Origin of the sequence: Photorhabdus kayaii, assembly GCF_025384895.1 — a bacterium.
Classification (GTDB): Bacteria; Pseudomonadota; Gammaproteobacteria; order Enterobacterales; family Enterobacteriaceae; genus Photorhabdus; species Photorhabdus kayaii.
Map to the genome: position 1 here is coordinate 78,045 of NZ_JAJAFZ010000013.1, position 10,428 is coordinate 88,472.

General features: G+C 43.0%; 14 protein-coding genes. 8 read left to right on the forward strand and 6 right to left on the reverse strand.

Features of this window, described 5'->3' with window-relative positions; translation table 11 throughout:
* Positions 1 to 4: 4 nt before the first annotated feature.
* The 5 genes from LGZ98_RS07520 to LGZ98_RS07540 form a co-directional block, all read right to left on the reverse strand.
* Positions 5 to 226, reverse strand: coding sequence for a TraR/DksA C4-type zinc finger protein (locus LGZ98_RS07520; protein ID WP_262977896.1), 222 nt, complete (start codon positions 224 to 226; stop codon positions 5 to 7).
* Entirely contained in the window at positions 219 to 413 is a 195-nt protein-coding gene (locus LGZ98_RS07525) for a DUF2732 family protein (protein ID WP_036773977.1), read from the reverse strand. The genes LGZ98_RS07520 and LGZ98_RS07525 overlap by 8 nt, the downstream gene beginning before the upstream one ends.
* 73 nt (positions 414 to 486) lie before the next feature.
* Positions 487 to 846 (reverse strand): DUF5347 family protein, encoded by a 360-nt coding sequence (locus LGZ98_RS07530; protein ID WP_149616323.1) that lies wholly within the window; start codon positions 844 to 846, stop codon positions 487 to 489.
* A 122-nt stretch (positions 847 to 968) separates the two neighbouring features.
* Positions 969 to 1,196 (reverse strand): hypothetical protein, encoded by a 228-nt coding sequence (locus LGZ98_RS07535; protein ID WP_036811332.1) that lies wholly within the window; start codon positions 1,194 to 1,196, stop codon positions 969 to 971.
* Between the two features lie 10 nt (positions 1,197 to 1,206).
* Positions 1,207 to 1,497 carry a Cox family DNA-binding protein gene (locus tag LGZ98_RS07540; RefSeq protein ID WP_036811329.1) on the reverse strand — a complete coding sequence of 97 codons (291 nt, stop codon included), beginning with the start codon at positions 1,495 to 1,497 and terminating at the stop codon, positions 1,207 to 1,209.
* A 196-nt stretch (positions 1,498 to 1,693) separates the two neighbouring features.
* Between LGZ98_RS07540 and LGZ98_RS07545 the strand changes: the two genes are divergently transcribed.
* The gene (locus LGZ98_RS07545) at positions 1,694 to 1,987 is read left to right on the forward strand and encodes a helix-turn-helix domain-containing protein (RefSeq protein ID WP_036773984.1); all 294 of its coding nucleotides are present in this window, start codon (positions 1,694 to 1,696) and stop codon (positions 1,985 to 1,987) included.
* Positions 1,988 to 2,053: 66 nt separating this feature from the next.
* The gene (locus LGZ98_RS07550) at positions 2,054 to 3,022 is read left to right on the forward strand and encodes a phage integrase (protein WP_262977897.1); all 969 of its coding nucleotides are present in this window, start codon (positions 2,054 to 2,056) and stop codon (positions 3,020 to 3,022) included.
* A 230-nt stretch (positions 3,023 to 3,252) separates the two neighbouring features.
* Here the strand turns inward: LGZ98_RS07550 and cpxP are convergent, their stop codons facing one another.
* Positions 3,253 to 3,747 carry a cell-envelope stress modulator CpxP gene (gene cpxP, locus LGZ98_RS07555; protein ID WP_113043010.1) on the reverse strand — a complete coding sequence of 165 codons (495 nt, stop codon included), beginning with the start codon at positions 3,745 to 3,747 and terminating at the stop codon, positions 3,253 to 3,255.
* A 157-nt stretch (positions 3,748 to 3,904) separates the two neighbouring features.
* Here cpxP and cpxR point away from each other — a divergent pair, with 157 nt between their 5' ends.
* The 6 genes from cpxR to LGZ98_RS07585 all read left to right on the forward strand — a co-directional run.
* On the forward strand, positions 3,905 to 4,600 hold the full coding sequence (gene cpxR, locus LGZ98_RS07560) for an envelope stress response regulator transcription factor CpxR (protein ID WP_112877772.1): 696 nt from the start codon (positions 3,905 to 3,907) through the stop codon (positions 4,598 to 4,600).
* Positions 4,597 to 5,967 (forward strand): envelope stress sensor histidine kinase CpxA, encoded by a 1,371-nt coding sequence (cpxA, locus tag LGZ98_RS07565; RefSeq protein WP_228902739.1) that lies wholly within the window; start codon positions 4,597 to 4,599, stop codon positions 5,965 to 5,967. The genes cpxR and cpxA overlap by 4 nt, the downstream gene beginning before the upstream one ends.
* A 400-nt stretch (positions 5,968 to 6,367) precedes the next feature.
* Positions 6,368 to 7,678 (forward strand): nucleotide sugar dehydrogenase, encoded by a 1,311-nt coding sequence (locus tag LGZ98_RS07570; RefSeq protein ID WP_262977898.1) that lies wholly within the window; start codon positions 6,368 to 6,370, stop codon positions 7,676 to 7,678.
* A gap of 14 nt (positions 7,679 to 7,692) precedes the next feature.
* Complete coding sequence (locus tag LGZ98_RS07575) at positions 7,693 to 8,742, forward strand: Gfo/Idh/MocA family protein (RefSeq protein WP_113043015.1); 1,050 nt, start codon at positions 7,693 to 7,695, stop codon at positions 8,740 to 8,742.
* Positions 8,743 to 8,760: 18 nt separating this feature from the next.
* Positions 8,761 to 9,348, forward strand: coding sequence for an acyltransferase (locus LGZ98_RS07580; RefSeq protein WP_113043017.1), 588 nt, complete (start codon positions 8,761 to 8,763; stop codon positions 9,346 to 9,348).
* 14 nt (positions 9,349 to 9,362) lie between these two features.
* Positions 9,363 to 10,428, forward strand: a 1,066-nt coding sequence (locus tag LGZ98_RS07585; protein WP_262977899.1) for a DegT/DnrJ/EryC1/StrS family aminotransferase, incomplete at its 3' end; no start/stop codon positions are given.

Below are 10,428 nucleotides of genomic sequence, written 5' to 3' on the forward strand. Positions count from 1 at the left end.
CAATTCATATACTCCGATAATGCTTCTGTTTCAGTTCAAAAACTGCCTGACATGCGACGCAGCGGATGACTCCGGCCATACTCATCCGGCGTTCCACGGGGATAGGTTGGTCGCACTCTTCACATTCAAACGCAGAGACACCGACGGAGCGGTTTACATGCTCTGATATTCTGCGCTCTAGCGTTTTCTCAGCATGTTGGCAAGCATGGTCGATTTCCCTAGACACTCTCCAGCTCCCGAGCTTCGAGTTCTATTTTCTCGGCTTCACTGTTCAACAATGCAGATGACGCGGCGTAATCCAATTTCTTTGCCACAATATGCGCCGCGATTTTTAACAGACGTGAAGAAGAACGTTCGGCTAATATCTTGCGTTCGTCTTCTCTATTTCTTTTAATTAATTGCTCTATATTCATTTTTTATTTCCTATTTTTAGGCAATAAAAACCCCTGCGAATTTACGCATTAATTTCTTAGATTATGCTTTAAATTAATATTGGGTTGATTTTGGCAATGCCAATTTATCTGGCAATATAGATGCCACAGCCCGAAGTTGATTAATTGCCAATATTAATGAGCGCCGCTCCTCTATTGTTAATTCCTTAAACTTGACGTGATAACGCTCTTTATCAAAACCTGCCAAGTGAAAAATCAAATGCAAAACCCGTTCATTATTTCTAACGCGATTATTTGTGCGATCGCGCATAGTTTCAATGAAATCGTCCAATTTGTTATTATTTTCTTTATCATCGAAAAAATACCGATTACGCGCCTCAGAGGCTTTATTGAGACCATCAATTTTTTCATCCAGTGTTAAGACAACAGCACGGCACGGCTCTGTATTTGCCATTTTGTCACCTGTAAATAAAAACTAATAACGGGGTTAATATCACAGTTGCCAAACCAATTACCGAAACTACAAAATATCTGTAATGATCCATCTTTTTGAAATCATCACCCGTTAATTTATATTTATGCGGAATTTTCGTTAACTCGTTCATTTATTTTTCTCCCGTAAAGCTGCCTTGCAAAACTGATAGCCTGCTTTTTTGAATCGAATCGGCCATAAGAATATTCACCATCACTGACCTGATATTGAGTAATCTGAACTATGGCGTTCTTGCGTAAAGGTCGAATAAGTAATTTTCCAAATTTTACCCGTCCCTTTCTATATTCCTCTAGTGCCGGTATTTGAGTCATTGCACTCACCTTACAATCCAACCCACAATAACCACGCATCACGTAATTCTTTAGGACGGTTCAAATATGCGTCACGCATTCCTCTATTAAACTCAGGTAAATAAACCCAGTTTTCTCCACGAGTTTTTACTCCCTCTGGCGCCTCTGGTATCTGCCACGGAATAATTGGTAATTTACTCTTGTCAATCATTCCCTTAACAGCACTCGGAGTTTTTCCTATCAGTTCAGCAAACTTCTGATAGGGCACTGCATCAACTGGATAATAAACCTGCATGTACCCATCTGAATTTTTTTCCATCACTCATCAATTTCCTTTCTATAACACTCAGTAGTGGTCAATTAAGAACCTCGTAATTTCCCAACTCGTTTGCTAATCTGGCTAGACCAAACGCCTATAGTTGCTTCTAAGGGCATCTTTAGGGGTTTTTGCGCCTTAAAAGGTCTTAAATATGGTACCTTTTGAGGGAGTTTAGTCTTAGAAATGGAACCTGTCAACTATGGACATGTCACAAAAAATTCGGGCTATACGTAAAGCCGAAGGACTTACACAGATGAAGTTTAGTGAATTAACAGGCATTGCCTTAAGCACTCTCAAAAACTACGAAGGTGAACACACCGCACCTGGATTAAGCACCGTCCTACAAATTACCAATCACCCCAAATTTGAAAAATACACACTCTGGCTAATGACGGGAAAGATTGCCCCAGAATCTGGGCAAATTAGCCCAACTCTCTCCCCTGATGGTGTAGACATCAAAACGTCACACCACTCAGACCGGAAAACTGGCTAACACTACATGAGGAATTAATCGACTGGATCGACAGTCAATCAATTTGTTGCATCGGAGGGCTTCACTATGCCAATTAAGAAGCTCGATGATGGTCGTTATATGGTGGACATTAGACCTCTTGGGCGACAAGGAAATCGCATCAGGAGAACATTCAACAAGAAGACAGAAGCTATTGCTTTCGAACGTCATTCAATGGCAAATGCTCAAAAACTCAGTGCAAGGACTAGTAGACGAGACCTTAGCGATTTACTGAACTTATGGTGGCTATATCACGGACAAACCGCAGAGAACGGCACTATAGAAAAACGACAACTGATGAAGACAATCAGGCAGTTAAATGATCCATCGATAAACCGTCTTAACAAACATGTTTTACTGGAACACCGCAGTAATCGCCTAGCTGATGGGATCAAAGCGTCAACGATAAATCGGGATATGTATCGTCTATCAGGAATGATAACGACATTGCAAAAACTTGAAGTTTTTAGCGGTAGCAACCCACTGAATGGATTACCCCCGTTAAAGGAAAAACAGCCAGAAATGACCTTTTTAACAAAAGAAGAGGTCAAAACTCTGTTATCAGTACTATCAGGGGATGAAAGAAAAATTGCGCTGCTATGTCTCAGCACAGGTGCTAGATGGGGAGAAGCATCAACCTTAAAAAGCGCCCAAGTAAAGAGTTGCCGAGTGACATTTTTAAAAACCAAAAATGGCAAGCAAAGAACTATTCCGATATCAAAAGAGTTAGAAAAGGAAATCAAACAGAAGTCAGGGGAATTATTTGACGTTGATTACGAAAGCTTTCGTACAAAGTTAAAATCAATAAAACCTGATTTACCAGAAGGACAAGCAACACACGTTCTACGCCACACATTCGCGAGTCATTTTGTGATGAAAGGTGGAAACATTGTTGCACTGCAACAAATACTCGGTCATGCCAATATACAACAAACTATGGCGTATGCTCATCTGGCACCCGACTATTTGCAATTTGCAATCACGTTAAACCCACTGAATGGCGGCATGGAAATTTAGCAATCCTAAGCAACCGTAGCACTCAAAAGTGTCCACACTAGTGTCCACACTTGAAAATTTCCACGCTACTTACAGTTGCTTGTAAAACTTTTATCTGGTTGATTTTAAAGTGAATTAATCTTAGCCAGATAAAAAAATCCCGCCATAAGGCGGGGGAAAAGACAGGGATGGTGTCTATGGCAAGGAAAAATTCTCGTTTGCTACTACTTTGCTTCTATGGGTACTACAAATCAGTTCGGTAACTGAGACATACGCTGCCGATAATGTTGTTCCAATTGTGCTTGTTGCTCAGGTGTCAACAGCTGGTACATCTGGTGATGGATTCGTGCCATTTCAACCTGGTGTTCCACATTACATCTGACCATCCTTTCAATCAGAGCCTTTACTGCCACTCCATCAAACTCCTTCGCAGTGACCAGCTTACGCATCTCTTCTCGCTCTGTCGGACTCATTGACATCGATGAGCGCGGTTGATGTTTCTGCCCTACCAAATCACGCATCTGTTGACGCTGTTGCTCAGTTAAAGTGATACCGCTAAACATATGGTCGTTATCACCAATATCGTTATTATTACGATAATGATAACTTCCTACATTTTTATACTCACAAGGTGCACAATGACCAGGTACCGTAGCAGCGTGCATTGTACTTGCTGTTCCAGCTAAAGATGCAGCCGAGCTAAGAACAAATATTGACGCTAAAACTAACGCTGCTATGTTACGCATTAAACAATTCCTCGTTTCCCCGAACGATGCTATTAGGTCCAATGTGGACAACTATACCTACGTGGCTGCAAACTAGCGTCAAAGGCTTGTAAAAGAACGTAAAGTCGTGGAATAGCAAAGTTTGTTATCGTATTTTTGCTCTTGGAGGAAGTAATCAATGCATAAAATCCTATTAGTTGATGATGACCGTGAACTGACATCACTATTAAAAGAATTACTTGAAATGGAAGGATTTAACGTTGTTGTCGCTCATGACGGAGAGCAGGCATTAAAATTCCTTGACGATTCTATCGACTTATTACTACTCGATATTATGATGCCGCGTAAAAATGGCATTACGACATTAAAGGAGCTTCGTCTACACCATCAAACTCCAGTCATCATGCTGACAGCGCGAGGAAGTGATTTGGATCGTGTTCTGGGACTAGAATTAGGGGCAGATGACTATCTTGCTAAACCATTTAATGATCGTGAGCTAGTGGCACGTATACGTGCTATTCTTCGCCGCTCAAACTGGAGTGAACAACAGCAAACCGACAATGGCCCACCCACGCTTCAAGTCGATAACCTACAATTGAACCCTGGCCGACAGGAAGCCAACTTTGCTAATCAAATTCTCGATTTAACCGGTACCGAATTTACTTTACTCTATCTATTAGCTCAACATTTAGGTCAAGTTGTCTCCCGTGAACATTTGAGTCAGGAAGTATTAGGTAAACGGCTCACGCCATTTGACCGCGCAATTGATATGCATATCTCTAACCTACGCCGTAAATTGCCTGAGCGGGAAGATGGACTCCCCTGGTTTAAGACCTTACGTGGCCGAGGATATTTAATGGTTTCTGCGACATGATAAACAGTTTGACGGCACGCATCTTCGCAATTTTCTGGTTTACTCTGGCGTTAGTCCTAATGTTGGTATTAATGGTGCCGAAACTGGATTCCAGACAACTGACCTCTCTGCTGGAAAATGAATACCGGCAGGGAGTCATGCTGGAACAACATATCGAAGCTGAATTAGCTCAAGATCCCGCTAACGATTTACTTTGGTGGCGCCGTTTATTTCGCGCGATTGAAAAATGGGCCCCCCCAAGTCAGCGCCTAATACTGGTCACCAGCGAAGGGCGCGTTATTGGCGCACAAAGAAGTGAAATGCAAGTTGTCCGTAACTTTATTGGACAATCAGATAACGCTGATCATCCTAAAAAGAAAAAATATGGCCGCTCTGAAATGCTAGGGCCCTTTTCCATTCGAGATGGAGAAGATCATTATCAACTTTATTTAGTTCGTCCAGCGAATAGCCCACAATCGGATTTTATTAATTTGATGTTTGACCGGCCACTATTATTATTAACTGCCACCATGTTAATCAGTGCGCCACTCCTATTATGGCTGGCATGGAGTTTGGCTAAACCTGCCCGTAAATTAAAAAATGCCGCAGACGATGTTGCTAAAGGTAATTTACGCCAGCATCCAGAACTGGAAGCCGGCCCACAAGAATTTCTGGCCGCCGGTAACAGCTTCAACCAGATGATCAGTGTATTGGAAAGAATGGTCACCGCACAACAACGGTTAATTTCCGATATCTCCCATGAACTACGCACGCCTCTCACCCGCTTACAACTTGCAACAGCATTACTTCGCCGCCGTCATGGTGAAAATAAAGAATTGGAAAGAATAGAGACAGAAGCCCAACGGCTAGACAGCATGATTAACGATCTGTTAGTCCTCTCCCGCAGTCAGCATAAAAATGAACTGTTGAGAGAAAACATCAAAATGACAGATTTATGGAACGATATTCTTGACAATGCCCGCTTCGAAGCTGAACAGATGGATAAAACCCTTGAAGCAACCTTACCACCGAGTTCCTGGGCAATTTACTGCAACCCATTAGCACTTGGCAGTGCTTTTGAAAATATCGTGCGTAATGCCTTACGCTACTCCCACCACCATATTGCGGTCGTATTTCACGCCGATAATCAAGGGATCACCATTACCGTTGATGATGACGGCCCGGGCGTCAACCCGGAAGACCGCGAACACATATTCCGCCCTTTCTACCGTACAGACGAAGCCCGCGATCGAGAATCCGGTGGCACTGGCCTTGGCTTAGCCATTGTTGAAACCGCGATTAACCAACACCGTGGTTGGGTTCGTGCTGAGGACAGCCCACTCGGCGGCTTACGCTTGGTTATTTGGCTACCACTTCATGGCCGGTAATACAGATTTCTGCTAAGCTTATTCTACAAATTTATTAAATAAATAAATTTTATTTATACTTGACCCAGCGAGTCTGACGGTTTAACCTCCCCCATTATTCATTAAAAAACCTTATATTTAATTGCTTTTCTATTACAGCAGACAAAAGCATTGAAAAATCAAAACAGTAGATAAAATTATAACGTTCTATGGAGTTCTGGGAGCCAATAACCTAGTGCGGTAGCTTTGTTATTACCTTATTTATTATTTCAGTAATATATCTTACAAAATCTATTTAAAAAACTTGTTAAACTTTCACCTGCCAAATAAAACTTATGGAAATAGATAGCACCCTATTAAAAACAAAATGTAATTTATTTTCACAATTTCATTTTTAAGTCATCATCTTAAAAGGCAAAATATGTCCTCACTCAACATTCTCACCGAGAAATTTAATAATAAAACCGCCACCATTGCCATTGTTGGCCTGGGTTATGTTGGCTTACCGCTAATGCTCAGGTATAACGATATTGGTTTTAAAGTGATTGGTTTCGATATCGATAAAGAAAAAACAGATAAACTCAATCAAGGCCAAAGTTACATTGAACATATTCCCTCCGCCAAAATCAGTCACGCGATAAAGACCGGTTTTAAAGCCACCACGGATTTCACCAACATCGCTCAATGCGATGCCATTATTCTTTGCGTCCCAACGCCGTTAAATAAATACCGTGAACCCGATATCAGTTTCGTGATTAACACCACCGATAGGGTAAAACCGTATTTAAGAGCCGGACAAGTCCTCTCGTTAGAAAGTACTACTTATCCGGGCACCACCGAAGAAGAGTTACTCCCCCGGGTTGAAGAAAATGGATTAAAAGTGGGTGAAGATATCTTTCTGGTCTATTCACCGGAACGAGAAGACCCCGGCAACCCTGATTTCGAAACCCGCACCATTCCTAAAGTCATCGGCGGCCACACGGAAAACTGCTTAAAAGCCGGTATCGCCGTGTATCAACACGCTATTGACCAGGTTGTTCCCGTCAGTTCAACTAAAGCGGCGGAGATGACAAAACTGCTGGAGAATATTCATCGGGCGGTCAATATCGGCTTAGTTAACGAAATGAAACTGGTTGCCGATAAAATGGGGATTGATATCCACGAAGTGATTAGAGCCGCGGCAACCAAACCTTTCGGCTTTGTTCCCTATTATCCCGGCCCCGGATTAGGCGGGCACTGTATTCCCATTGATCCCTTCTATTTAACCTGGAAAGCCCGAGAATATGGTATTAATACCCGCTTTATTGAACTCTCCGGCGAAGTCAATTCCTCCATGCCCGATTATGTGGTCACCAAAACCGTATTAGCGCTGAACAAAGCGAATAAATCCATTAATGGCAGCCGCATATTAATCCTCGGCATCGCTTATAAAAAGAATGTGGATGATATGCGAGAAAGCCCCTCAGTTCATATTATGGAAAAATTAAGCGAACTGGGCGCAAATATCGAATATTCAGATCCACATGTCCCGGTCTTTCCGAAAATGCGGGAACACCATTTTAATTTAATCAGCCACCCTGTGACTGAAAATAGTCTCAAAACCTTCGACTGCGTTATTTTAGCCACCGATCACGATAAATTTGATTATGAATTAATTATCAATCACGCCAAATTAGTCGTCGATACTCGTGGTAAATACTCTCCCAATCACACAAACATTATCAAAGCTTAACTTAGGATAAGATTATGCTGAGCACGATCAACGACAGAAAGATAAGATTTGCTTTAGTCGGTTGTGGACGGATCGCTAAAAATCATTTCAATTCTCTGGAAATACATCAAGAAGCGGCCGAATTAGTCGCCGTCTGTGATAACGATCAAGACGCATTAAACGCAGCAGTAGAAAAAACCGGCGTCCCGGGTTTCAGCGACTTAAACACGATGCTGGATAACATCACGGCCGATATCATTATCCTGACCACCCCATCCGGCCTTCACCCAGCACAGGCGATAGCCTGTTTTGATAAAGGCTTTCACGTCGTCACCGAAAAGCCGATGGCCACCCGATTAGCTGATGGAGAAAACATGGTTAAGGCGGCGGATAAAGCCGAAAAACACCTCTTTGTCGTCAAACAAAACCGCTTAAATGCCACCCTGCAATTACTGAAACGGGCAGTCAGCGAAAAACGATTTGGCAAAATCCACCTGGTCCACCTGAATGTTTTCTGGACCCGTCCCCAGGCTTATTACGATCAAGCCGCCTGGCGGGGCACCTGGGAATTTGATGGCGGTGCCTTCATGAATCAGGCGAGCCACTATGTTGATTTAATTGAATGGCTAATCGGCCCGGTCAAAGATGTTCAGGCCATGACCTCGACCCACTTAGATATCGAAACGGAAGATACCGGGGTACTTAATATCCGCTGGCGGGATGGCACATTAGGCTCGATGGCTGTCACCATGTGCACTTATCCGCAAAATCTCGAAGGTTCAATCACCATCTTGGGGGAAAAAGGTACAGTCAGAGTGGGAGGTTTAGCCGTTAATGAAATCCAGGAATGGCATTTCGCTGACGAAAAAGAGTATGACCAACAAGTTAAAGCCGCCAACTACGAAACCACTTCCGTTTATGGCTTTGGTCACCCGCTTTATTATAAAAATGTCATTGAGGTGATGAAAGGCGACGCCAAACCGATAACCGATGGCCGGGAAGGCTTAAAATCCTTAGAACTGCTTATTGCCGCCTATTTATCCGCCAGAGATAATAAAACCATTTCTTTACCTTTAACCTATTAAATCAATGGAATCGGTCTCATGTCAGCAGAACACGTAATGATACATTCCAGTGCCATTGTTGATGAAGGAGCGCAAATCGGGAAAAACAGCCGTATCTGGCATTTCACCCATATCTGTTCTGGCGCGCAAATTGGCGAAGGTTGTTCCTTAGGACAAAATGTCTTTATTGGCAATAAAGTCACCATCGGCAATCACTGCAAAATACAAAATAATGTCTCGGTTTATGACAATGTTCATTTGGAAGATGGGGTATTTTGTGGCCCCAGCATGGTGTTCACCAATGTCTATAATCCCCGTTCATTAATTGAAAGAAAAAGTGAATATCGAAATACGCGGGTAAAAAAAGGCGCCACCTTAGGCGCCAACTGTACCATTATTTGCGGCACGACCATTGGCGCTTATGCCTTTATTGGCGCCGGCGCGGTAGTGAATAAAGATGTCCCTGATTATGCCCTGATGGTAGGTGTGCCGGCCAAACAAATTGGCTGGATGAGTGAATTTGGTGAACAACTCGATTTACCGCTGCACGGACAAGCTACCGCCATTTGTCCACACACTCAGCATATTTATCAACTCAATAACCATATTGTCGTGCGAATTAAATAAGCAAGGATAAAAGCATGCAATTTACCGATCTGGCAGCACAGCAACTTAAAATTAAAGATAAAATTGACGCGAATATCCAGAAAGTATTAACACACGGAAAATATATTTTAGGCCCCGAAGTCGACGAATTAGAAGCAAAGCTGATTGCCTACACCGGCGCGCCATATTGTATTACCTGCGCCAATGGCACCGATGCCTTGCAAATAGCCTTAATGGCGATTGGCATTAAACCCGGTGACGAAGTGATTACCCCCGGCTTTACCTACATTGCCACCGCTGAAACCGTTGCACTACTGGGCGGGGTGCCGGTTTATGTTGACGTCAAGCCTGCGACGTATAATTTAGATCCGGCGCAACTCGAAGCCGCAATTACCCCGAAAACCAAAGCGATTATTCCGGTTTCCTTATTTGGTCAATGTGCCGATTTTGACGAAATTAATGCCATCGCAGCAAAACATAACCTGATCGTAATAGAAGACGCGGCCCAAAGTTTTGGCGCGACTTATAAAGGCAAACGTTCCTGTAACTTAACGACCATCTCATGTACCAGTTTCTTCCCTAGCAAACCGTTGGGATGTTACGGCGATGGCGGCGCTATTTTCACCCGTGATGAAGAACTGGCGAAAATTATTCGTCAAATTGCCCGTCATGGACAAGACCGACGATACCACCATATCCGGATCGGAATTAATAGCCGCTTAGATACCCTGCAAGCAGCTATCCTGTTACCCAAACTGGAGATATTCGATGAAGAAATGGCATTACGTCAGCAGGTGGCAGAAAACTACAATAACGCATTGAACGGCATCGGTATCACGACCACGCCCTATATTGAGCCACACAATCTTTCGGCCTATGCGCAATATACTCTCCGCATTAAAAACCGTGATGAATTACAACGCAGATTAAAAGAACAGGGTATTCCCACCGCCATTCATTACCCGATCCCGCTAAATAAACAACCCGCGGTGGCCAGCAATATTGCTCTGCCTATAGGAGACGAAATCGCACAAGAAGTCATTAGCTTGCCGATGCATCCTTATTTATCCATAGATACAATTAATAAAATTGCCAGTTCAA

What these genes read in the sequence shown, in the direction of transcription:
- LGZ98_RS07580 (WP_113043017.1), top strand. Translation starts at nt 8,761, where the DNA reads ATGTCAGCAGAACACGTAATGATACATTCCAGTGCCATTGTTGATGAA.
- LGZ98_RS07575 (WP_113043015.1), top strand. Translation starts at nt 7,693, where the DNA reads ATGCTGAGCACGATCAACGACAGAAAGATAAGATTTGCTTTAGTCGGT.
- LGZ98_RS07550 (WP_262977897.1), top strand. Translation starts at nt 2,054, where the DNA reads ATGCCAATTAAGAAGCTCGATGATGGTCGTTATATGGTGGACATTAGA.
- cpxP (WP_113043010.1), bottom strand. Translation starts at nt 3,747, where the DNA reads ATGCGTAACATAGCAGCGTTAGTTTTAGCGTCAATATTTGTTCTTAGC.
- LGZ98_RS07530 (WP_149616323.1), bottom strand. Translation starts at nt 846, where the DNA reads ATGGCAAATACAGAGCCGTGCCGTGCTGTTGTCTTAACACTGGATGAA.
- LGZ98_RS07570 (WP_262977898.1), top strand. Translation starts at nt 6,368, where the DNA reads ATGTCCTCACTCAACATTCTCACCGAGAAATTTAATAATAAAACCGCC.
- LGZ98_RS07525 (WP_036773977.1), bottom strand. Translation starts at nt 413, where the DNA reads ATGAATATAGAGCAATTAATTAAAAGAAATAGAGAAGACGAACGCAAG.
- LGZ98_RS07535 (WP_036811332.1), bottom strand. Translation starts at nt 1,196, where the DNA reads ATGACTCAAATACCGGCACTAGAGGAATATAGAAAGGGACGGGTAAAA.
- cpxR (WP_112877772.1), top strand. Translation starts at nt 3,905, where the DNA reads ATGCATAAAATCCTATTAGTTGATGATGACCGTGAACTGACATCACTA.
- LGZ98_RS07545 (WP_036773984.1), top strand. Translation starts at nt 1,694, where the DNA reads ATGGACATGTCACAAAAAATTCGGGCTATACGTAAAGCCGAAGGACTT.
- cpxA (WP_228902739.1), top strand. Translation starts at nt 4,597, where the DNA reads ATGATAAACAGTTTGACGGCACGCATCTTCGCAATTTTCTGGTTTACT.